We start from the raw sequence: 23,838 nt of genomic DNA, 5'->3' as shown, positions 1-23,838 counted from the left end.
ATGTCACGTTGCCTTCATTGCCATTGCAGGCAGTCTTGCAAGCTGATGTTGAATAAAGTCCTCGCGCTCCATCGGGCGTGCCAGCGCGTAGCCCTGGCCGATATGGCAGCCGATGCCCAGCAAGGCCGCCAGTAGCGATTCGTTCTCGATCCCTTCGGCCACCAGTTTGAGGTTGAGCCCTTTTGCCAGTGAAATGAGGGTGGCGACAATGGCGTGCGAATGGGTATTGGTTTCCATATCGCGAATAAAGGCACCGTCGATCTTGACTTCATCGAAAGGCATCTTGAACAGGACGTTGAAGGTGGCGGAACCGGCGCCGAAATCGTCTAGCGACAGGGGAAATCCTTTCGCCCGCAGGGTGTTGAGGCATCCTGACAGGCACAGTTCATCGAGGACCGGCAAGTCTTCGGTGACTTCGACCTTCAGCAGCCGCGTCGGCAGGCAGGCATCCCACATCTTTGTGGCAAGCAGTTCGGCCATGCCGTGCGTGCACACGGTATCGATCGAGGCGTTGACGGCAACCGGCACGTCGCCACCTTGACGGCGCAGGTGCTGCAGCACATCGATGACTTCCTTGACGACCAGGTTGAACAGCGGCAGATGCAGGCCGAGCCGGTTGACCATGGGAATGAGTACCGTCGGCGGTACGCTGCCATGACGTGGATGGTGCCAGCGCAGCAGTGCTTCCGCGCTGACAACGCGCCGGCTGTGCAAGTTATACTGGGGCTGGTAGACGACACGCAGCCCTTCGCCCGTATGTATGGCGTGAATGACGTCTGCGTCGCTGGGCAGGGAAGATGGATGGTGCCTGGGCGCTTGCGGGATTTTTCTGCTTTCCGTTAGCCCGTTGCCGGGCATGGCGAAGGGGCGCGCCGGCAGGCGCTGTCTCATCATGATGGATGGAAGGGCATACACGGCAGCGCTCATGGCGATTTTCCCGACAGTTTAAGATGGGGAAAGTATAGGAAGTTCGACTGCCAAGCGACATCGGAATGTTCTGAAAAGCGGCCCAGCTTCAGAGGCCGAATGCGCCGCGCATGAAGTCGCGCCGCAGCGCGTTGAGCCTGTCGGAGTCGCGCGTGTAGTACAGCTTGTTCGTCAGCAGCACCGCATAGCGGCCGCGCCGGCGACTGAGCCACATGGCCGTGCCGGTGAAACCCTGGTGGCACCAGACGTCGTCCTGCGGCCCGGTGCCTGCCGCCGGGTGCCAGAACAGGCCGCGCGACGGCTGCAGCTCGCCCGTCCGCACCGTCAGCGAATCGCGTACCCAGCCGGCGTCGAATATCTTGCCGTCCGGAAGCAGCATTGCCAGCAGGAAACGCCGCAGGTCGGGCACGTTGGAAAACAGCCCGGAAATGCCGCACACGCCGCCCAGCAGCCGGGTTGAAAAATCATGCACCACGCCGGCAAGGCGGGCACCTGCCTGCTCGCAATATTCGGTCGGCGCGACCAACTGGCCGGGCCGGGGCGCCACAGGACCGTAGCCCGTGGCGGTCATGCCCAGCGGTTGCAGCACGTACTCGGCCAGCGCCACGTCCAGCGGCAGGCCCAGCAGCCGCTCGATGACAAGGCCGAGGATCAGGGCCGCGCGGTCCGTGTATTCCACGGCCTGGTCTGGCATGCCTTCCAGCGGCTCGCGCAGCACGCCGCGCACGATATCGTCGTACACCTCGCCATAGCTGGCGCGCAGGCGGGCGCGCAGCGGCAAGCCGGCCGTGTGCGTCAGCAGCTGGAAAATCGTGATGGGCGCCAGCGCGTATCCCACTGTGCCGGGCAGCAGTTCCGCCAGCCGGCTATCGAGGCGCAGGCGCTCCTGCTTCACCAGCTGGCCCATCAGCGACCAGACGCTGATGATCTTGGTCAGCGAGGCGATGTCGAACAGGGTGTCGACCTGCGTCGCTGCGCTGGCGGGATCGGGCGTGAGTCGCCCGGCCGCGCCCGTCACGCCGTGGTGAATGGTGCCCATGGCCCAGGCCGCGCCTGGAAAAATGTGGTCGTGCACGCCGGCTTCCACCAGCGCTGTCAGTTGGTCGGTGTGGGTGCTTATTTGCATGATGATGGTGCCGTGCTTGTCTTGTCATGCTCTGCCGCTGCCACCCCGAGCCAGCGCGCCACCGATTGCGCCACCCATTCCCCCTCGTCGAGCGGCAAGTCGTGGCCCGCATCGCGGTGGATCAGGCAATCGGCCTGCCAGGCGCGCGCCAGGCGCTGCGAACAGCGGTGGTCGACCAGCCGGTCTTGCGCGCCGGCCATCACCAGTACGGGCATGGTGGGGCGGCTTGCCGGCGCGCGGTAGCGGGCGGCCGACAGCAGCTGGCGCAGCGCGTTGCGCCGGCTGACCGGATATTGCTGCTGGTAACTGAGCCACTCGGCCAGCAGCGCGGGATTGCCATGTGCGTGGCGACGGCTCGTCAGGCGCAATATCAGCGCTTCCTGGCTGCCTGCATCGCCCAGCAGCAACTGGCGCAGCAGGGCGCCATAGTTCTGCCAGCGCAGGCGCCGGTAAAACGGATTGAACGGCCGCATGCTGGTGTTGACGAGCACGCAGCGGGCGATTTCCTGCGGGTAGCGGTGACTCCATTCGACGGCCACCATGCCGCCCAGCGACAGGGCCAGCACATGGTACGGCGCGGGAATGCCGCGCGCCTGCAGTTGCCGGCGGCAGTCTTCCACCATGGCGGCCACGCGGGTGGCGCTGTCGTGCGCGTGGCGGGGGCCATTGCCGGGCAAGTCGGGCGTGACGATGTGGGCGCCGGGTAGGGCGCGCGCCAGGGTGGCGGGAAAGCCGCCCCAGTGGCGCTGTTCGCGCATCAGGCCGCGCAGCAGGACCCAGGTGTGCGCGCCGCTCATGATTCGTACCATTGCGCCAGGGCGCGCCGGCGCTGCGCCTTGCGCAGCAAGCCTTCCGGCATCCAGCGGCCGTGGCTGCTGGCGGCGCGCATGAGGAAATCGAACCAGACCAGATGCCGCCGCAGCACGCGCTGCAGGCGGTGCGCGGCCGTGGGGTTGAAGATGCTGACCCGATTGAACAGCTGGCGCGGGTTTTTCTTGACCCACAGCCACGAACCCATTTCCAGGGTCAGCGGCAGGAACACGCGCCCGCTGTAGCTGGTGCCGTTCAGGTACAGATAGTCCCACAGGTCGCCGTGCGTGCGGTATTGCCGGCTTTGCGGCTCGAACACATAGTTGTGGTTGGGGTAGCTCTGGCTGAACAGCTCCTCCAGTGCGCCGATCTCGGCCAGGTGCTCGATTGGCACCTTGGTATGCGCATGGGGAAACCAGATGCGGTCGCGCAAGCCGAAGCCGGAATGGCAATCGAGGGCGATGCTGAACTGGCGCGACAGCAGTTCGCGCTCGACGAGGTCGCACACGGCCTGGCTTTCCACCTCCATCGGGCCATCTGCCGCACCTCGGTACCAGGGCAGGCGGGCGCTGTAGCGCTGTCCGCCGAGCATGAACGGCACTTTTTCGCGCGCGCTCAACGGCGCATTGCGCATCAGGTCCACGCCGCGCGGATTGCAGCGCGTGGCTTGCCACATGCCGCCCGGATTGACCAGCGGCATGAACACGAGGCGCATGCTTTCCAGCTGCTGGTGCAGGGTGGCATCCCAGCGCAGGCGCGCGATCAGGCTTTCCAGGAAAGACAGGATGACTTGCGTGCCGATGCGTTCGAGGCCGTGGATGCCGCCGAAAAAGCCCAGCACGGGCACGTCGGGACTCGGATTGCCCAGTGCAATTGTGTACACGGGAAACTCGCGCCCATCCATGGCGATGCTGCAGGGCGCGGCCACTTCCAGGTGGCTGCCGCCCTCGTCGATGAGGCGTTTCAGCATGACCAGCTCGGGCAGATTCTTTTCGATCATCAGGCGTCTGAAAGGGAGAGTAGCAGCCAGTGTAGCCGAAATAAGCGCCGCGCCCGACGTCCTGCATGGCGAAATTTGCGCACGCTGCTGATGTCACGAAGCCGTCATTTTTTCTGTGTAGGCTATTGCAGTTGATGCAAGAACTGTTACTTGGCAATGCCTTGTTTCCACGCGATTTCACCCTCACACGATAGCGACTCGATAGCGATATGACAGGCAGCCCGGCATCCGTCCATGTGCTTGCGCTGGCAGGATACCTGGTTTTGCTGGGGTTCCTGGCCGCGGTGGGACCCGTGCGGGCGCAGCCGGCCGATGGTGCCGTGCTGCAGTTTGATATCGCCGCGCAAAACCTCGGCGACGCGCTCGACCTGTACAGCCGCCGCACGGGCATCGCCGTGCTGATGGACCAGCGCTACGCGCAGCGCCAGTCGGCGGCCGTGCGCGGCGCGTATGCTGCCGGCGCGGCCCTGCAAGCCTTGCTGGAGGGGACAGGGCTGCAATCGCGCCTGTCCGATGCGCAAGCCGTCATCGTGTATGCGCCCGCCGCAGCTGACTTGCCGCAAGTCAGCGTCGTGGCCGCCGCCGACATACCAGGCGCCACGCAGGGCGGCGGCGACCATGCGGCCTATGTCAGCCGCTTGCAGCACGTGCTGCTGGGGCTGCTGTGCCGCGCGGCGCAGACGCGTCCCGGCGGCTACCGGCTGGCGCTGCAACTGTATCTGAACCGTGCCGGCGTGGTGGACCGCGTACACCTGCTCGACAGCACGGGTTTGCGCGCGCGCGACACGGCCATTGCGCGCGTGGTGCTGGGCATGAGAGTGGGCGCCGCGCCGCTGCCGTCGATGCCGCAGCCCGTCTCCATCCTGCTGCTGCCGCAAGGGCCGGGCAGCGAAGTCGATTGCGCCAGCGCGCCGGGTAGAAACGTGCCATGAGCATGCCCGACCTGCGCACCAAGCTGAAACGCCACCTCAGTTCGCGCTACGCCGTGCTGCGCTGGCGCCTGGAGCGCGTGGTCGGCTGCAAGCACCATGCGGCCGATGCGCTGCAGGAAACCTGGCTGCGCCTCGAAGCGATGGTGGCGCCTGGCCCGGCCGCCGCGCCCGTCCACAATCCCGACGCCTATCTGCTGCGCATGGCGGCCAATATCGCCACCGACGCGTACCGGCGCGACCGCATCATCGTCACGGAGCGCGAACGCGAAGAGCTGATGCACATGGCCGACGAGGCCGGCGACGACATCAGCGATCCGGCGCGCATCGTCTCGGCGCGGCTTGACGTGCAGGCGCTCGACGTGGCCCTGGCGGGCCTGTCGCCGCGCCGCCGTGCCATCCTGACGGCGGCGCGCATCGACGGCCTGCTCAATGCGGACATCGCCGAGCGCTTCGGCATTTCCGTGGCGATGGTGAAGAAAGAATTGCAGGCCGCCATGCAACACTGTAAAACGTGCATGGCCGATGCCGATGCCGCACAGCGCAGCGATGTGTCGGGCCGTCGTAAATATTGATGAATCCCATGACTGCTCCTGACCGCGATCCACGCGACGTTTTTGAACATACCGACACGGCCATCGGCCAGCAAGCCGCTGCCTGGTGGGCGCGGCTGCGTGCCGACGACTTTACGCAGGCCGACGCCGACGCCTTGCGCGCCTGGTGCGCGCGCAGCCCCGACCATGCGCGCGCCTGGCGCGAGCTTCAACAAGTGTGGCAGGCGCTCGATCCCGCCTTGACCCGCGCCGCCGCCGCGCCGCAGGGAGCGAACGTGCTGGCGTTCCCGGCGCGCCCCGGACGCCGTGCTTTCCTGGGCGGCGCGCTGGCGGCCGGCGTGGCCGTGCTGGCCTTGCGTCCGCCCTTAGGCGCCTGGCCGTCGCTGCAGGAATTCGCCGCCGACTATCGCACGGGCACGGGCGAGCAGCGGCAAGTGGTCTTGTCGCAACAGATGACGATGCAGATGAATACGCAGACGCGCATCAATGTGCGGGCGCCCGAGTCCATCGAACTGCTGGGCGGCGAGGCGGAAATCCTTGCCAGCGGCGCGCGCCAGCCCGTGTCGGTGCTGGCGGGCGCGGGGCGTTTATTGGCGCAGTCGGCCCGCTTCAATGTGCGCTACACGGACGATGCCGTGTGCGTCACCTGCCTGGCGGGCGCCGTGGACGTCGTCTGGCAACAGCGCCGCCAGACCCTCGATGCGGGACAGCAACTGGTCTACGACGAGCGGGGCGTGCAGGCGGCCACGGCCGCGCCGGTGGAAGAGGCCAGCGCGTGGCGCACGGGCGCGCTGTCGTTTGTCGGCAAACCGCTGGCCGATGTCGTCGATGAAATCAACCGCTACCGGCCCGGCCGGGTGGTGCTGCGCAATGCCGAACTGGGCCGCCGCCTCGTGCGCATGCGTTTTTCTATCGGGCAAACCGATGGCGCGCTGGCGATGATACGCGACCTGTATGGCGCGCAAATGACCAGCCTGCCAGGCGGCATTGTCCTGCTCAGCTGATCCCGTGTTTTCCTTTGGCAGGCTTATTTTGAAAAATATTTAAAAATATTTTTCAAAAAACATTATCCCTTCCGCCATTGAGCTACGTCATGGAGGCATGGACGTCTGCGCTACCGCCAGGCTCCGTTCCCTACTCTCTAGCCAGGAAACCATTGCCATGACCAAGCTTCACACTGCCCAGCGCCCAGTCCCAAACGTTGACACGGACGCGCAGCGTACCTCCACGCTGGGCAGCCGCTTGCGGCTCACGCCGCTCGCTTATGCACTGACCACCATGCTGATGGCGGGCGCCTTCACCACGCCGGCCCGTGCGCAGCAGGCGTTCAGCGGCGGCTGGTTCGCGGCCAAGGGCGCGGCGCAAAATACGGCGGCCAACTCGGGCCGCCTGCCGAATGGCCAGCCGCTGCCCCTGGGCAGCCGTCCCGAGGGCCAGCAACAGCAGGCGAACCAGCAGTTGCAGCGCTCGCTCAACAACCTGAACCTGGCCGCGCGCGCCATCGCCGCGCAGCAAGCGGCCCAGGCGCAGGCGCGCCAGGCGGCCGCCGGCGGCGCCAGCGTGCCAAATGGCCTGGCGCAGGGTGGCTTGCAGGTCGACACCAACAGCCTGACGGCCGGCTGGCTCAATGCCCAGGGACCCGTGCAGACAGTGGCGAACGGCAAGACGGCCGTGGTGGTGCAGCAGACGGCGGACAAGGCCATCCTGAACTGGGAAACCTTCAATGTGGGCAAGGACACGACATTGACGTTCCAGCAGCAAAAGGACTGGGCCGTGCTGAACCGCGTCAACGATCCGCAAGCGCGTCCCAGCCAGATCCAGGGCCAGATCAAGGCCGACGGCACGCTGCTGCTGGTCAACCGCAATGGCATCGTGTTTACGGGCACGAGCCAGGTCGATACGCGCAGCTTGGTGGTGGCCGCGGCCCGCATCAGCGATACGCAATTCCAGAAAAACGGCATCTACAGCTCCGGCACGGCCGGCGCCACGACGTTCACGGATGCGGCCGGCAAAGTCCAGGTGCAGGCCGGTGCGCGCATCGCCAGCAATGCGCCCAAGGGCAGCACGGAAGGCGGCGGTTACGTGATGCTGCTGGGTAAAGAGGTGCACAACGGGGGCGAGATCAGCACGCCCAAGGGCCAGGCCCTGCTGGCCGCCGGCGACAGTTTTTCCATTAAAAAAGGCGTGGGCACGGATGGCAACCCGCTGTCGACCACGCGCGGCAGCGAAGTCACGCCGCAATTCTTGGTCGCCAGCACGGCGGGCAAGGTCGTCAACACGGGCCTGATACAGGCGCGTGAAGGCGATGTCACGCTGGCGGGCCGCGACGTGCGCCAGGAAGGCGTGCTGCTCGCCACCACCACGGCCGCCACGCGCGGCACGGTCCACCTCAACGCTCTGGGCAGCGACGCTGCCGTCACCGTGGGACGCGGCGCCACCACGGCCATCCTCGTCGAGGACGACGGCAAGACGATGGCGCTCGACAGCCAGCGCGACGCCATGCGCGGCCCGGCCGTGGCGGCGGAACAGAATATCTCGCTCGTCAACGACCGCCGCGATCAGTCGCGCATCGAGATCGGCAGCGCCGGTACGGTGGAATTGCTCGGCGATTCGCTGACCTTGGCCACGGGCGGCCAGATCGCCGTCAATGCGGCCAGCCGCAGCCTGTTGCGCGATGGGGCGCAGCTCGACGTTTCCGGCGCCGTGGGCGTGAAGGTGGCCATGGCGGCCAATAATATCGAGATCAATGTGCAGGGCAACGAGCAGCGCGACGCACCCGTCAACCGCGATGGCAAGGCCTTGATCAATAACAATATCTGGGTGGACCGCCGCAAGCTGGTGTTTGTACCGAGGGGCACGAACGGCTACGACAGCGACCGCTGGTACACGGCTGGCGGCTTGCTGGAAGTGGCCGGTTATCTGGGCACGCAGGGTCACTCCGTCAGCGAATGGATGGCGCAGGGCGGCACCGTGAGCTTCGGCGGCAAGGATGTCGTCACGCAGCTTGGCTCCAGCATCAACCTGTCGGGCGGCACCCTGGACGTGCAGACGGGCCTGCTCCGCCAGAGCTGGCTGAAAGGCGCGGATGGCAAGCTGTACGAGGCGGGCAGCGCGCCCGCCGACTTGCCGTATGCGGGCGTGTACAAGGGTTACGAGGAAGAACATGCGCGCTGGGGCAAGGAAGCCAGCGCTTTCTACGCGAATCCCTTGATCGCCGCGCAAAAGCGCCTGGAAAACGGCTACACGGTGGGCCGCGATGCGGGCAAGCTGGTGGTGGCTACCGCTTCGGCCGTGCTGGAAGGGGCGATTGCGGGCGAGGTCTTCCAGGGCGAGCGCCAGAGCCAGGCGCCGCAGGCGCTGCTCGATGGCTACCAGCAGTCGCAACTGGCGGCCGCGCAGCGGGGGCAATTGATCGTCGGCCAGTATCAGGCCATGTTCGACAAGCGCACGGGCGTGCTGCAGCATGCGCTGTCGGCCGTCATGGACGAGGTGCGCCTGACGCGGGTGCAGGACGGCATCGCCGCCGGCCTCGATGTGACAGGCGCGCTGGACTCTGAGCGCGAGGGCAGGCTGCTGATCGATACCAATTTGCTCAACAGCCAGCAACTGGGCGCCATCCGCATCGCGGCCAAGGGCGCGATCACCGTCGACAGCGCGCTGCAAGTGGCCGATGGCGGCAATATTGCCCTGTTCGGCAAGGACGTGGCCATCAATAGCAACCTGCGCAGCCATGGCGGCAGCATCATGGCTGGCAATGTGCTGAACCAGATCGGCGCACTGGGCATGGCTGACACTGTCGTCAATCCGGGCGTGCCGCCGGGCACGTTGGTGCTGGCCGATGGCGTGAGTCTGGACACCAGCGGTTTGCTCAGCAACGTGCTGCGCGATCCGCTGGCCGCCGCCGGCTTGCCGTACCTGAACGGCGGCACGGTATCGTTGCGCGCGTTTGGCGACGTGCGCATCGGCAATGGCAGCCTGATCGACGTCAGCTCGGGCGCGGCCATCCTGTCGCAGGCGAAACAGCAGGGCGGCAAAGGCGGCAACGTGGCCCTGGCCAGCTATGGCGCCAAGGCCGACCTGGTGCTGGGCGAGGGCGCGCAAGTGCGCGGCCATGGCGTGGCCGGCGGCGGCAAGCTGGAATTGCAGGCCAACAAGATACTGGTCGGCCAAGCCGACACCGGACAGAAAGGTACCCTGCAGCTGGATGGCGACTTCTTTGACAAGGGTTTTTCCAGCTACAGTCTGCTCGGCAAGCAGGGCGTGACGGTGGCGGACGGCACGCAGGTCGACGTGCGCATGCCCGTGCTGCGCGTGGTGGACAATGAAAAACTGGCACTGTGGACGCCGGAACAGGTCACGGAAAACACCGTCAAGGGCACGTTGACGCAGCGCAAGGGCGCCAGTCTGGCCCTGCAGGTGGGCGATGTGCAGTCCGATGCGGCCGACATGGCCATCGCCGAACTGCTGGTGGGCAAGAATGCCGTGGTGAATGTCGATGCGGGCCAGTCGATCAAGTTGTCCAGCGTGGGCCAGCTGACGGTGGAAGGGCGCCTGAATGCCTGGGGCGGCAAGATCAGCCTCGGCGGCGTGGGCGTCGGCGTGAATGTGTCTGAAACGGTGGAAGCGGCCGGCCATGGCCGTTCCCTGTGGGTCGGCGAGAACGCTGTGCTCGACGTGGCCGCGCGCGCCGTCAGCGCCACGGATGCGCAGGGCCGGCGCTACGGCAAGGTGGTCGATGGCGGCAGCATCGTCATCGGCGGTGAAATCGACCATGCGCAGGGCAGCACGTCGGCGGCCAGCCTGTTTGTTGTCGTGCGCGACGGCGCCGTGCTGGACGCTTCCGGCGCGCACGCCGTGCTCGACATTAACGGCGCGGCGGTCGACGTGGCCAGTGCGGGCGGCAGCATCGCGCTGGCGTCGAACAATGGCTTGTACCTCGATGGCCAGTTGCTGGCCCGGGCGGGCGGCGCGGGCGCGGCGGGCGGCAGCCTGTCCGTGGCCACGGGCACCCCCGTCTACCTGAAAGTGCTGGCCACGCCCAATGTACTGCAGGGCCGCCAGCTGGCCGTGACGCAGCGCCAGGGCGCCAGCGACCTGACCGAGAACGTGAGCGCCCGCGATGCGGCGGCAACGCTGCAGTATGGCCACGGGCGTTTTTCCGTCGAGCAAGTGGAAACGGGCGGCTTCGGCAGCCTGGCGCTGCTGGGCGCCGCCTCCTTCGATGGCGACGTGTCGCTGCAGCTGCAGCAGAGCTTCCAGCTGTACGGCGCGCCCGTGCTGACACCCGGCAGCAAGCCTGGCGCGAAGGTCGGCATCGCGGCGCCGTACGTGCGCCTGGCCAGCATCAAGCCGGCCGGCAAGGATTTCTATGTCACGCCGGGCACGGCCGGGGAGTCGCCAATGGCTGGCCAGGTCAGCATCGCGGGCGAGCTGATCGACGTGCGCGGCCTGGTCAATATCGTTGCCGACGACGTGCGTCTGAGCAGCCGCGGCGACTTGCGCTTCCTGCTGTCCCCGCTGGGCTGGGGCGGCGCGGAGGCGACGACGGTGCTGTCCTCGCCGGGCGACATGACCCTCAGTGCAGCCCAGCTGTATCCGGAAACGGGCGCCGGCGCCGCCGTACGCGTCGGTTATGGCCGAACGGATGGAACGTTCGGCTACGATCCGGCGCGCAGCCTGCGCATCGCCCGCACGACGGACAGCGTGCCGGCCATGCCGTATTCCGCCTTCGGCTCGCTGGAACTGGAGGCCGCGCATATCGAGCAGGGCGGCGTGGTGCGTGCGCCGCTGGGGCGCCTGGCGATCGGCGCTGCCCGCTATGAAAATGACAAGAGCCTGAGCGTCAATCTGCTGGCCAACAGCATCAGCTCCGTCAGCGGCGCCGGCCTGGTCATGCCGTATGGCGGCACGGTCGATGGCCAGAGCTGGAATGTGGATGGCAAGCTGGCCACCTTCATGGGCGTGGGCGGCTTCAATGCGCAGGGCGGCCTGCGCGTCGGCGTGGAAATGGCCGGCGTGGCCGTGGACGTGCAGCCGGGCGCGCTGCTCGACCTGTCCGGCGGCGGCGAACTGACGGGCGCCGGCTTCATCGCGGGCCGCGGCGGTTCCACCGATGCGCGCTATCATCCGCTGGCGCAAGTGAATGCGAACGGCGGTTTCATCCTGCCGGGCCTGGCGACGAATCCCGTGTACGCCATCGTGCCGGGCGTGCAGGCGCCGCAAGCGCCTTCGGGCGCCTCCGATGCGGCCATCGGCCGGCAAGTGACGATAGGCAACGGCGTGCCTGGCCTGGCGGCCGGCACCTACACCCTGATGCCGTCGACCTACGCTCTGCTGCCGGGCGCCTTCCGCGTGGAACTGAACGGCCTGGCGGGGCAGGGCAGCGCCGGTACGCTGGCGCAGCCGCTGCGCAACGGTTCCTGGGCCGCGCCCGGCACCTTGTCGATCGCCGGCACGGATATCCGCGCGCCGCTGGCCAGCCAGCTGATCATCACGCCGGCCAAGGTCGTGCGCACGTATTCCCAGTACAACGAAATGGGTTATGCCGCGTTCGCCCTGGCCGATGCGCAAACGCGTGGCATTCCCCGCGCGATGCTGCCGGCCGACGCGAAAACGCTCAAGCTGAACCTGGCGCCCGGCGGCGGCCTGGAGACGTTCCAGTTCCACGGCACGGGCAAGTTCGCCGCGGCCGAGGGCGGCTATGGCGGCACCGTGGTGCTGATGTCGAGCAATACCTCCGCTGGCGAGATCGAGGTGCTCGCTGATGGCGCGCCGGCCAGCGGTGACGCGAAACAGGTCAGCATACGCGCTTCCAGCCTGAACAATATCGGCGCGGCCCGCATCGTGGTGGGCAATGCGCCCACCGTGGAATATGGCCAGGGCGGCAATTACGTGAACTTCGGCGTCCAGTCGGCGCGCGCCATCTACCTGCGCGCCGGCGCCGTCCTGTCGGCGCCCGAAGTCTTCCTCGTCGCCCAGGATCCGGGCAATTCTGAACTGGGCGACGGCGTGATCGATATCGCGCCCGGCGCAGGCATCAACACCCTGGGACGCGGCAAGGCGGCCTACGACGCCAACGATGGCTTCATCTACCAGAGCCGTCCGGATGTGCACGTGCTGGCCGCGTCGAACGGCTTGCTCAATGTGGCGCCCGTCAGCGGCGCGACGCGCGGCGGCATCCGCATCGGCATGTGCGCCGACGCTTGCGCGGGCAGCGGCACGGCCAGCCTGTACTCGGAAGGCACCTTGCTGCTGGCGACCAGCGGCAGCTTCCAGCTCCATGATACGGTGCGCTACGGCACGCGCAACCTGAGCCTGGCCGTGGGCGCCATCAATATCGGCTCGAACGAGGCGCTAGCGGCGGCCCAGGCCAGCGGCACGCGTCCCGCCGGACTGACCCTGAACCAGGGTCTGCTGGACCGTTTGCTGCGCGGCGACACCAGCACGGGCGCGCCAGCGCTGCAGGCGCTGATGCTGAACGCGGCCGACAGCGTCAACTTCTATGGCGACGTGGCGCTCGACACCTATGACAAGACGAGCGGAAAATCGAACCTGGAGCGCCTGGTGCTGACCACGCCGGCCATGTATGGACAGGGTGGCGCGGGCACGGTGGCTACCATCCGCACGGCTAACCTGATCTGGGGCGGCGCCCTGTCGGCGCCCGGCAACGTGATCGCGCATGGCGCCGGCACGGGCAGCGGCACCCTGAACCTGGAGACGGAGCGCATCGATTTCGGCTTTGGCCCGTTCACGCAGCCAGCCGGCGTCGCCACCTTCGACCGCCTGGCGCTGGGTTTTGCCAACGTCAACCTGAAAGCGTCGGGCCAGGTCACGGCCAACCACAAGGGCAGCCTGTCCGTCTACCAGGCGCAGGGCGCGTATGAAACGGGCAAGGGCTTCCGGTACAGCGGCGGCAATCTGAACATCAGCACGCCGCTGCTGACGGGCGAGGCCGGTTCGTCGCACAGCTACACGGCGGGCGGCGCGCTGGCCGTGACGGCGCCGGCTGGCCCTGCAGCCGCCATTCCCGCCAAAAATAACGCTGCGCTGGGCGCCCAGCTGGCCTTGAACGGCGACAGCGTGACCGTCGCGACAGCCGTGGTGTTGCCTAGCGGCAAGCTCACCGTCAACGCGCAGCACGACATCAATGTGGCCGATGCTGCGCGCGTCGACATGGCGGGCCGCAAGAGCACCTTCTTCGACGTGGATAAATACAGCTGGGGTGGCGACGTGACCCTCGACAGCCGCGCCGGCGATATCCGCGCAGCGAGCGGCAGCGTGATCGATCTGTCGGCCGAGAACAACCGCGCCGGCAGCCTGAAGGCCGTGGCCCTCGATGGCGCGGCCGGCATGGTGGAGCTGCAAGGCAAGATACTGGGTGGCGCCAGCGGCAGCTACGACGCGGGCGGCACCGTGGTGCCGTACAAGCTGGGCAGCGTGGACGTGCGTGCGCAAACCCTGGGCCCAAGTGGCACCCTGGACAGCCAGTTCGCGTCGCTGAACAAGCGCCTGAGCGAAGGCGGCGTGACGGGCGCACGCAGCTTCCAGCTGAAACAGGGCGACCTGAGCATCGGCAATGAACTCAAGGCGGGCGAAGTGCAGGTATCCGTCGACAATGGCCGCCTGACGGTGGCCGGCACGATCGATGCCAGCGGCGAGAGCGTAGGCAGCATCCGCCTGGCCGGCAAGCAGGGCGTCACTCTGGCCGGCAACGCCGTGCTCGATGCGCACGGCACCGTCTTGCGCGTCGACAGCTATGGCAAGATCATCGATAGCCCGAACCGGGCCACGGTGGAACTGAACGGGGGCGAGGGCACATTGGACCTGGCCGGCGGCGCGCAGATCGACGTGCGCCACGGCACGGCGGCCGTGCTTGGCAAGGGCAAGGGCGAATACGACGGCGCCGCGCGCGGCACGGTGGAACTGAGCGCGCCGCGCCTGGGCAGCGGCGGTTCCCGCACGGACGCAGACGCGGCCACCTTCGGCGACGTCGCCATCGCCAGCGGCAGCGGTTTTACCGTGCGCGGCGCGAAATCCATCGCCATCAACGCCATGCAGCGCTACGACGATGCGGCTTATGCCACGGACCTGTCGGCCAGTGGCCGCCCGTATCAGGTGGTCAACCAGGCATACCTCGACAGCAAGCATGCGGACAGCACGGCCTTTATCGATGCGGCGCTGGCCAACACGAACTTGCGCAATGGCAAGCTGGCGGGCTTGAACACGGCCGCGTATGCCGAGGCGCTGCACCTGCGTCCCGGCGTCGATATCGTCAGCAAGACGCCGGACGGCGACCTGGTGGTGCAGGGCGACCTGGATTTGTCGGGCATGCGCTACGCCAGCCTGAATCCGCGTTTTCAAGTGACGCATGCGCGCGGCTCGGGCGAGGTGGGCAGCCTGCTGCTGCGCGCCGGCGGCGATTTGAATATCTATGGCAGCATCAATGACGGCTTCGCGCCGCCGCCGTCCACGCAGGACGACAAGGGCTGGTTGCTGCTGCCGGGGCGCGACATCAACGGCAGCGACGTCATCGTTCCGGGCACGGGCGTGACCCTGGCCGACGGCACCATTTTCCCGGGCGGCGTCACACTCAATTACGACGTGCCCGTCAAGGCGCTGAGTTTCCGCGCCAACACGCGCCTGCCCGTGGATGTGGTCCTGAACCAGGTGCTCACCTTGCCGGCCGGCACGGTCCTGGCGGCTGCTGTGCGCGACAGCGCCGGCAATATCGTCCACGCGGCGGGTACCTTGCTGGCCACGGAACAGACCTTTACTGCCGGCATGCGGCTCGACGCGGGCAGCGTGGTCGCGCAAATGGTCAAGGTGCGCGCCATGACCTGGCCGAAAGGCGTTGCCTTGCCGGGCTTGCTGGGCGAGCGCAACGTGGTCACCCTCAGTGGCAAAGTGGTGCTGCCCGTCGGCGCGCTGATCCCGAACGGCACCGACGTCAAGCTGCTGCCCGGCGTGACGTCCATCGCATTGCGCCCGGAAGTGGCGGGGCGCCAGGGCGCGCTTTGGGCCATCGCACCGATGCTGGCTGAAGGTTCGCAATCGTGGGGCATGCGCCTGGCGGCCGGCGCCGACCTGGAGGCGGCCGACACGCGCAGCGTGCAGGCGCATCCGGAGCACGGCACCCTGCGCCTGGCCGACAGCCATTACGGCATGTATGGCGTCATGATCCCGCCGAAGGGCGTGCAGCACTGGACGCAGGCGGCGCAGGAGCTGGGCGAGCGCGAGGGCATCGTCGGCATCGTGGCGGGCGAACCGATCACCGAGGAATTCATCAGCCAGTTCGGCCAGACCGTGGCGGAGTTCTGCGCTGGCGACGCCAGCATGTGCGTGCTGAAGCTGGCTTATGTGTGGACCAAGGCCGGCGCCGAAGAATTCGCCGACCCGAGCGTGAAGGCGGGCGACGTGGTCGACCTGGCCGGCCTGGGCTGGCCCACCATGTGCGAGGAAAACCCCACCTGGTGCGGCACCTCCAACCCCACCTTCGACAACAAGGCGTCCAGCCTGCGCTACAGCGTGCTGCGCACGGGCACGGGCGACCTGGACCTGGTCAGCGGCGGCGACTTGCGCATGGATAGCCTGTACGGCGTGTACACGGCCGGCATGTCGTCGGTGGCGACGGCGGCCGGTGACCCGTACAACCTGCCGCGCGCGCGCAATCTGGACGGCACGGTGTTGTCCAACCCCGATGGCGCGCATGAGCGCCTGGTCGATGGCGGCGCAGACAGTCTCTACCGCGCCTGGTATCCGGACCAGGGCGGCAATCTGCTGCTGCGGGTGGCTGGCGACCTGAGCGGCTCGCTGGTCGGCGGGGCTGCCGCCACCAACGGGCGCCCCGTCAGCAAGGATGGCCCCGGCGATTCGGTGGCGGTGGGCAACTGGCTGTGGCGCCAGGGCAGCGGCGGCGTGGCCACGGGCGGTCCGGCCCAGCCGACGGCGTGGTGGATCAATTTCGGCAGCTATGTGGGCCGCGATGCCCTGGCCGATACCGTGCTGGGCTTTACGGGCTTCGGCACCCTGGGCGGCGGCAATGTGCGCGCCGACGTGGCGGGCGATGCGGGCGTGCTGGCGCCGAAGGTTGCCACCGTCTTCAACACCAACATCAATCCGCGCTCGCAGGGCTTGCTGCTGGCCGTGGGCAGCACGGGCCGCGTGCTGGCCGACGGCAGCCTGCAACTGACGGGCGGCGGCGACCTGGACCTGCGCGTGGGCGGCGGCCTCAATCCGTCCAGCCAGTCCGGCGGCGGCCACTTGAATGGCGCGCTGGCCGACTTGCGCGGCCACGTGGAGGTGGCCGCTGCCCAGCTGGGCAAGGTCGCGCTGCAGTACGGCACGCGCTCGACCGACCACGTGCCGCTGGAAACGCGCGCCTTCGACGCCTTCCGCGCCACCCGCGCCACGCCGCAGGGCGGCATGACCCTGGTGCCCGGCGACGCCACTTTCAATGTGGCCACCCTGGGCGACCAGGTGCTGCAGGATGTGGCCGACCCCGGCCGCGTACCGATGTTCAACGCCGCGTCGTATACGAGCGCGGCGGGCGAAGCGGGCGCCGGCTACAGCTGGTTCAGCCTGTGGACGCCGCGCACGGCGCTCGACCTGTTTTCCGCCGGCGGCAACATGACGCCGCTGACCGCGCCGATCGGCACGGCCACCGACCTGGCCGTCGTCTATCCCTCCATCGTGCGGGCCGCGGCCGCGAATGGCAGCTTGTACTATGGCAAGACCATCACGGACTGGGGTGGCGCAACCGCGTATGCCGATCCTTTGCTGCTGGCGCCGTCGCCAAACGCCCAGCTGGAATGGTTGGCCGGCGATTCCATTTATGCGGGCGGCTACGCCGTCAGCCAGTCCGGCGCGGCCGCCGACAGCATGGCGACGCCATTCAAGCCAGCGTTCGCGGCCTGGAACCTCAGGCCCGGCAGCCAGACTGCCCTGGGCGGCAATGTTTCGAGCACGGGCGTGCCGTCGTCGCAGTGGAACGCTCCGCTGTTCGCCTTCGGTCCCGATTCCGCCGCCGGTCCGGCCAACAGCGGCACGCAAGCGGCGCGCATCTACGCCGTGAAGGGCGATCTGATCGGCGTCAATAGCGGCCGCATGGTCGCGTTCTACGATGCCAAACACGCAGGCGTCACCTGGTACGAGGGGGCGCAACCGGTGTGGATGAAGGCGGGCCGCGATATCGTCGGCAGCGGCACGGCGCTGCTGGAAGCCATCGACGGCACTGGCGGTGGCGACATGATGTTCCGCAATTACAGCAACCTGTTCGTGCACAACAACGCGTTCGACGTGTCGGTGGTCTCGGCCGGACGCGATATCCTGGCCAGTTCCTTCAACGTGGCCGGCCCCGGCACGCTCGATATCAGCGCCGGGCGCAATATCTTGATGCAGGATAAGGGCAGCGTCGTCAGCCTCGGCCCCGTCGTCGCGGGAGACAAGCGTCCAGGCGCCAGCATCGCCATGCAGGCCGGCGTGGGCGCGGCCGGTCTCGACTACCTGCGCTTCGTCAAGCCCTATCTTGACCCGGCGAACGTGGCGCAGGCGGGCGTGCCGCTGGCCGACCAGGCCGGCAAGGTGGTGAAATCGTACGACGGCGAACTGGCCACCTGGCTCGGTGAACGCTACGGCTTCAAGGGCACGGTCGCCGAGGCGCTGGCCTACTTCCTGGCCTTGCCGGCACCGCAGCAGCGCGTGTTCGCCCGCGACGTGTATTTTGCGGAACTGAAGGCGGGCGGGCGCGAGTACAACGATGCGGACAGCGCACGCTATGGCAGCTTCCTGCGCAGCCGTAACGCCATCGCTGGCCTGGCGCCGGCCACGGACGCGAATGGCAAGGCGATTGCCTATACGGGCGACATCATCATGTACCGCGGCCTGTATTCCAAGTGGAACGACGGCGAGCAGCGCCGCGACTATTTCCCCCGCAGCGGCTACGTGCACACCAACTTCGGCGGCGATATCGAGCTGCTGACGCCGGGCGGCAAGCAGGTGCTGGGCATTGAAGGCGAGGCGCCGCCGTCGACCTCGGGCGTCATCACCAAGGGCGGCGGCAACATCGACCTGTTTTCGCATGGCAGCATTTTGCTGGGCCAGAGCCGTATCATGACGACGTTTGGCGGCGATATCCTCGGCTGGTCGTCGCAGGGCGACATCAACGCGGGCCGCGGTTCGAAGTCGACCATCGTCTACACGCCGCCCAAGCGCGTGTATGACAACTGGGGCAACGTGACCCTGTCGTCCGATGTGCCGAGCACGGGCGCCGGCATCGCCACCCTGGCGCCGATCGCGGAAGTGCCGGCCGGCGACGTGGACTTGCTGGCCCCGCTGGGCACCATCGATGCGGGCGAGGCGGGCATCCGCGTCTCGGGCAACGTCAACCTGGCCGCGCTGACCGTGATGAACGCGGCGAATATCCAGGTCAAGGGCGAATCCAAGGGCATGCCGACGGTGGCGTCCGTCAACGTGGGCGCCATGACGAACGCCAGCGCGGCCGCTAACCAGGCGACGGCGGCGGCGCAGGACGTGGTGCAGCGTGAACGCGCCGCCACCCGTTCCGCTCAGCCATCGGTGTTCACGGTGCGCGTGCTGGGTTTTGGCAGCGACGCACCGCCCGACAGCGCGCAAGCCGCGCCGCAGGACGGTGCGCGCATCGAGGCGGCCGATTACAACCCGCGCAGCGCCGTGCGCGTGCTGGGCCTGGGCACGCTGCCGGAATCGGCCACGCGCCAGCTGACGGCGCAAGAGCGCAGCAGGTTGTCGCCATGATGGCCGGCGTGGTGAGTATGGCTGCTGCCTTGCCCCTGCACATGACGGGCATGGCCTGGTACCGCCCGGCCATCCGGCCCCGCCTGCAGGCGGCCAACGACATGGCGGCGGCGCCAGGGCAGGGCGCGCAACTGCAGGCTGTACTGGAAGGCAATTACGCGAGCCTGCACCGGCGCCTGGCGCGCCACCTGGGCTGCGCCGAGCTGGCCAGCGACAGCCTGCACGACGCCTGGCTAAGGCTGGGCACCTTGGCTGCCGGGGATGGCGCGGCACTGGCGCATAGCCCCGTCGCCTATGTGTTTCGCGTGGCGTGCAATGCGGCCATGGACAGCCTGCGCCGCAACCGTGCCTGGCTGTATACGGACGAGGGCGATGGAGGTGGAGCTGGCGCTGGCGCCGCCGGCCTCGTCGATTTCCTCGCCGATACGGCGGCCGGGCCGGAACGCCTGGCCGAGCTGCAGGCCGACGTGCGCCGGCTGGCGCAGGCCGTCGAGCTGCTACCACGGCGCCACCGGCAAGTGCTCGAAGCGCTGCGCGTGGACGAGCTGACCCGCCAGGAAGTGGCTGAGCGGCACGACATGTCGCTGCGCAATGTCGATACGGCCTTGCGCCAGGCGCTCGACCATTGCGCCCGCCACACGGGTTACGCGGCGCAGGGCGGCGTCGGCACGACCCGGCGCGGCCTGAGGCTGAACGTTCGTTCGCGTACAGACGCGTAGGAATCCGGCCGTCAGACTGCTGCTTCGGGCCTGCATGCGCCCACCCAGCCAGTCCACAGCCAGGAGGAAGCGCGACATGACAGAGTGTAATCACATCAATGCCGGCAGGCGCGGCGTGCTGATCGCCGGCGCGCTGTCGGCCACGGCGGCGGCCGTGCCCGGCGTGGCAGGGGCGGCCGAGGCCGTCAATGCGGCCAGCCTGGCCGGCGCTTCTCCGCCGCCCGTCCTGATGAAAGTCAGCCTGGACGTCAACGGCCAGCGCCACAGCCTGGAACTCGACACGCGCACCAGCTTGCTCGACGCCTTGCGCGAACAGCTGCACCTGACGGGCACCAAAAAGGGTTGCGACCACGGCCAGTGCGGCGCCTGCACCGTCATGCTCGATGGCCAGCGCATCAATGCCTGTTTAACGCTTGCTGTGATGCATGACGGCGCCAAGGTGACCACCATCGAGGGACTCGGCACGCCCGACAAGCTGCACCCGATGCAGGCCGCCTTCATCGCGCATGACGGTTACCAGTGCGGCTACTGCACGCCGGGGCAGATCTGCTCGGCCGTGGCCGCACTGGGAGAAATCCGCCAGGGCATCCCCAGCCACGTCAGCACCGACTTGAATGCGGCCCCCTCGGTGACGCCGGAAGAATTGCGCGAGCGCATGAGCGGCAACATCTGCCGTTGCGGCGCCTACTCCAACATCATCGAGGCCATCACCGAGGTGGCGGGGAGGCCGGCATGAGAGTATTCAGCTACCAGAAGGCCGCCTCGCCGGCCGAAGCGGCGGCCGCCGCCTTGAACACGCCGGGCGCCCGCTTCATCGCGGGCGGCACGAATCTGCTCGACCTGATGAAACTCGAGATCGAGACGCCCGCGCATTTGATCGACGTCAATGGCCTCGCGCTGGACAAAGTGGAAGCAACAAAGGACGGCGGCTTGCGCATCGGCGCCCTCGTACGCAACACGGCCTTGGCAGCCCACGCCACGGTGCGGCGCGATTATGGCGTGCTGTCGCGCGCCTTGCTGGCCGGCGCGTCCGCGCAGCTGCGCAACAAGGCGACGACGGCGGGCAATCTGCTGCAGCGCACGCGCTGTCCTTACTTTTATGACACGAACCAGGCCTGCAACAAGCGCGTGCCGGGCAGCGGCTGCTCGGCCATAGTCGGCTTCAGCCGGCCGCTGGCGATTCTGGGTGGCAGCGGCGACTGCATCGCCACGCACCCGAGCGACATGGCCGTGGCCATGCGCGTGCTTGACGCCAGCATCGACACGGTGCGGGCCGACGGCGCCGTGCGCAGCATCCCCATCGCCGACTTTTACCGTTTGCCGGGCAACACGCCGCAACTGGAAACCGTGTTGCAGCCGGGCGAACTGATCACCAGCGTGACCTTGCCCCGGCCCGTAGGCGGCATGCATGTCTACCGCAAGGTGCGCGACCGCGCCTCGTACGCGTTCGCGCTGGTGTCCGTGGCGGCCATCATCTTGCCCAATGGCACGGGCAAGCTGGCCCTGGGCGGCGTCGCGCCGCAGCCGTGGCGAGTGCCTGCTGCCGAGCAGGCGATACCGAATGGCGCCGCCGCCGTGAGCCAGCAGTTGCTGGCCGGCGCCAAGCCGACTGACGACAATGCCTTCAAGGTGACCCTGGCGCAGCGCACCGTGGCGTCCGTATTGGCTGAAGCACAAGCGAAGAAAGGCTAGGGCCATGAAATTCACGACACCCGCCACCACCAATCCCATCGACCAGCTGAAAGTCGTCGGCCGCCCCACGGACCGCATCGACGGTCCCCTGAAAACCACGGGCACGGCGCCATACGCGTATGAACAGAACAAGGCCGCGCCGCATGCGGCCTACGGTCATGTCGTCGGCGCGGCGATTGCCAAGGGGCGCATCGCTTCCATCGACACCAGCGCCGCCCGGCGCGCACCCGGCGTGCTGGCCGTGGTGACGGCGGAATCGGCCGGCAAGCTTGGCAAAGGCAAGATGAATACGGCGAAGCTGCTCGGTGGTCCGGACATTGAACATTACCACCAGGCCATCGCGCTGGTGGTGGCGGAAACCTTCGAACAGGCTCGCTCGGCCGCGCAGTTGCTCGATGTTAAGTATGTCGAGCAGAAGGGCGCTTTCGACCTGGCCACGGCCAAGGGCACGGCGAGCAAGCCGAAAGACGGCAAGCCCGACAGCAAGACGGGCAATTTTGCCGGTGCCTATGCTGCTGCCCCCGTGCGCGTGGACGCCACCTACACGACGCCTGACCAGTCGCACGCCATGATGGAGCCGCACGCCTCGATCGCCGCCTGGGACGGCGATACATTGACGGTGTGGACGGCGAACCAGATGGTGGACTGGGGCCGGGGCGATCTGGCCCGCACCCTGGGGCTGTCGAAAGACAAGGTGCGCATCGTTTCGCCGTACATCGGCGGCGGTTTCGGCGGCAAGCTGTTCGTGCGCGCGGAAGCCTTGCTGGCGGCGCTGGGCGCGCGCGCGGTGCAGCGTCCCGTCAAGGTGGCCCTGACGCGGCCTTTGATGTTCAACAACACGACGCACCGGCCCGCCACCATCCAGCGCCTGCGCCTTGGCGCCACGCGCGACGGCAAGATCACGGCCATCGGCCATGAATCGTGGTCCGGCGACCTCAAAGGTGGCCAGCCGGAAACGGCCGTGATGCAGACGCGCTTGCTGTACGCGGGGCCAAACCGCATGACGGCCATGCGTCTGGCCGTTCTCGACCTGCCGGAAGGCAATGCCATGCGCGCGCCGGGCGAGGCGCCGGGGCTGATGGCGCTGGAAATCGCCATGGACGAGATGGCGGACAAGCTGAGAATGGACCCCATCGTGTTCCGCATCCTGAACGACACGAAAGTGGACCCGGAAAAACCGGGCCGGCCGTTTTCCCAGCGCCGGCTGATCGACTGCCTGCGCACGGGCGCCGTGGAATTCGGCTGGAAGGAGAGATCAGCGCAGCCGGGCATGCGGCGCGACGGGCGCTGGCTCGTGGGCATGGGCGTGGCGGCGGCCTTCCGCAACAACCTCGTCATGCAGTCCGCCGCCCGCGTGCGCCTCGATGGCAATGGCGTAATCACGGTGGAAACGGATATGACGGATATCGGCACGGGCAGCTATACCATCATCGCGCAGACGGCGGCGGAAATGCTGGGCGTCACCTTGAACCGTGTCATCGTGCGCCTCGGCGACTCGGATTTTCCCGTTTCGGCCGGGTCGGGCGGGCAGTGGGGCGGCAACAGTTCCACTGCCGGCGTGTACGCGGCCTGCGTGCGCCTGCGCCAGGCCATCGCCGGCAAGCTGGGCTTTGACGAGAAGGACGCGCGCTTTTCCGATGGACAGGTGAGCCAGGGCGAGCGCAGCGTGCCGCTCGCTGCCGCCGCCTACCATGGCGACGTCGTTGCGGAAGACCACATGGAATACGGCGACCTCGATAAGAAATTCCAGCAATCGACGTTCGGCGCGCATTTCGTCGAGGTGGGTGTGGACAGCGATACGGGCGAAGTGCGCGTGCGCCGCATGCTGGCCGTGTGCGCGGCCGGCCGCATCCTGAACCCGAAAGCGGCCCGCAGCCAGGTGATCGGCGCCATGACCATGGGCGTGGGCGCGGCCCTGATGGAAGAACTGGTGGTCGACCAGCGCCGCGGCTTCTTCGTCAACCACGACCTGGCCGGCTACGAAGTGCCCGTGCACGCCGACATCCCGCATCAGGACGTCATCTTCCTCGACGAAACGGACCCCATGTCTTCGCCCATGAAAGCCAAGGGCGTGGGCGAGCTGGGCATTTGCGGCGTGGCGGCCGCTGTGGCCAATGCCGTCTACAACGCCACCGGCGTGCGCGTGCGCGACTATCCGGTAACGTTGGACAAGCTGCTGCGGGGGCTGCCCATAATGGCCTAGACTCGGCTTGGCGTCGGCTTGGCGTCGGCCTCGCGCCGCGCGCGTGACAAAGCGTGTATTTTTGGTAATTTTCAGGTGCTATGCTCGGAACGCATCTTGCGGGGCACA

Annotated in this window: 12 protein-coding genes; 8 read left to right on the top strand and 4 right to left on the bottom strand. The window is 67.6% G+C overall.

All coding sequences use genetic code 11. From position 1 onward, the window contains the following. Positions 1 to 3: 3 nt before the first annotated feature. The 4 genes from SJI03_RS10675 to SJI03_RS10660 form a co-directional block, all read right to left on the bottom strand. The gene (locus tag SJI03_RS10675; protein WP_322427159.1) at positions 4 to 927 is read right to left on the bottom strand and encodes an EAL domain-containing protein; all 924 of its coding nucleotides are present in this window, start codon (positions 925 to 927) and stop codon (positions 4 to 6) included. Positions 928 to 1,015: 88 nt separating this feature from the next. Further along, on the bottom strand, positions 1,016 to 2,053 hold the full coding sequence (locus SJI03_RS10670) for a serine hydrolase domain-containing protein (RefSeq protein WP_322427158.1): 1,038 nt from the start codon (positions 2,051 to 2,053) through the stop codon (positions 1,016 to 1,018). After that, positions 2,044 to 2,850, bottom strand: coding sequence for an alpha/beta hydrolase (locus tag SJI03_RS10665; protein WP_322427157.1), 807 nt, complete (start codon positions 2,848 to 2,850; stop codon positions 2,044 to 2,046). The genes SJI03_RS10670 and SJI03_RS10665 overlap by 10 nt, the downstream gene beginning before the upstream one ends. After that, a complete protein-coding gene (locus SJI03_RS10660; RefSeq protein ID WP_322427156.1) occupies positions 2,847 to 3,863 on the bottom strand; it encodes a M14 family zinc carboxypeptidase in 1,017 nt (338 codons plus the stop codon). The genes SJI03_RS10665 and SJI03_RS10660 overlap by 4 nt, the downstream gene beginning before the upstream one ends. Before the next feature lie 209 nt (positions 3,864 to 4,072). Between SJI03_RS10660 and SJI03_RS10655 the strand changes: the two genes are divergently transcribed. The 8 genes from SJI03_RS10655 (at position 4,073) to paoC (ending at position 23,730) form a co-directional block, all read left to right on the top strand. Further along, positions 4,073 to 4,795: a hypothetical protein gene (locus SJI03_RS10655; RefSeq protein ID WP_322427155.1), complete on the top strand. Its 723-nt coding sequence runs from the start codon at positions 4,073 to 4,075 to the stop codon at positions 4,793 to 4,795. Beyond that, positions 4,792 to 5,367: an RNA polymerase sigma factor gene (locus SJI03_RS10650; RefSeq protein ID WP_322427154.1), complete on the top strand. Its 576-nt coding sequence runs from the start codon at positions 4,792 to 4,794 to the stop codon at positions 5,365 to 5,367. The genes SJI03_RS10655 and SJI03_RS10650 overlap by 4 nt, the downstream gene beginning before the upstream one ends. 8 nt (positions 5,368 to 5,375) lie before the next feature. Next, entirely contained in the window at positions 5,376 to 6,350 is a 975-nt protein-coding gene (locus SJI03_RS10645) for a FecR family protein (protein ID WP_322427153.1), read from the top strand. A gap of 157 nt (positions 6,351 to 6,507) precedes the next feature. Beyond that, positions 6,508 to 19,116, top strand: a complete 12,609-nt coding sequence (locus SJI03_RS10640) for a filamentous haemagglutinin family protein (RefSeq protein ID WP_322427152.1) — start codon at positions 6,508 to 6,510, stop codon at positions 19,114 to 19,116. Beyond that, positions 19,113 to 19,835: a sigma-70 family RNA polymerase sigma factor gene (locus SJI03_RS10635; protein ID WP_322427151.1), complete on the top strand. Its 723-nt coding sequence runs from the start codon at positions 19,113 to 19,115 to the stop codon at positions 19,833 to 19,835. The genes SJI03_RS10640 and SJI03_RS10635 overlap by 4 nt, the downstream gene beginning before the upstream one ends. A gap of 76 nt (positions 19,836 to 19,911) precedes the next feature. After that, entirely contained in the window at positions 19,912 to 20,571 is a 660-nt protein-coding gene (gene paoA, locus SJI03_RS10630; protein ID WP_322427150.1) for an aldehyde dehydrogenase iron-sulfur subunit PaoA, read from the top strand. Further along, positions 20,568 to 21,527 carry a xanthine dehydrogenase family protein subunit M gene (locus tag SJI03_RS10625; RefSeq protein ID WP_322427149.1) on the top strand — a complete coding sequence of 320 codons (960 nt, stop codon included), beginning with the start codon at positions 20,568 to 20,570 and terminating at the stop codon, positions 21,525 to 21,527. Before paoA ends, SJI03_RS10625 begins: the two co-directional genes overlap by 4 nt. A gap of 4 nt (positions 21,528 to 21,531) precedes the next feature. Beyond that, positions 21,532 to 23,730 (top strand): aldehyde oxidoreductase molybdenum-binding subunit PaoC, encoded by a 2,199-nt coding sequence (gene paoC / locus SJI03_RS10620; RefSeq protein WP_322427148.1) that lies wholly within the window; start codon positions 21,532 to 21,534, stop codon positions 23,728 to 23,730. Positions 23,731 to 23,838: the final 108 nt, after the last annotated feature.

Origin of the sequence: Janthinobacterium sp. GMG1, assembly GCF_034427795.1 — a bacterium.
Taxonomy (GTDB): domain Bacteria; phylum Pseudomonadota; class Gammaproteobacteria; order Burkholderiales; family Burkholderiaceae_D; genus Janthinobacterium.
This window is presented reverse-complemented; position numbering and strand designations above follow the sequence as displayed.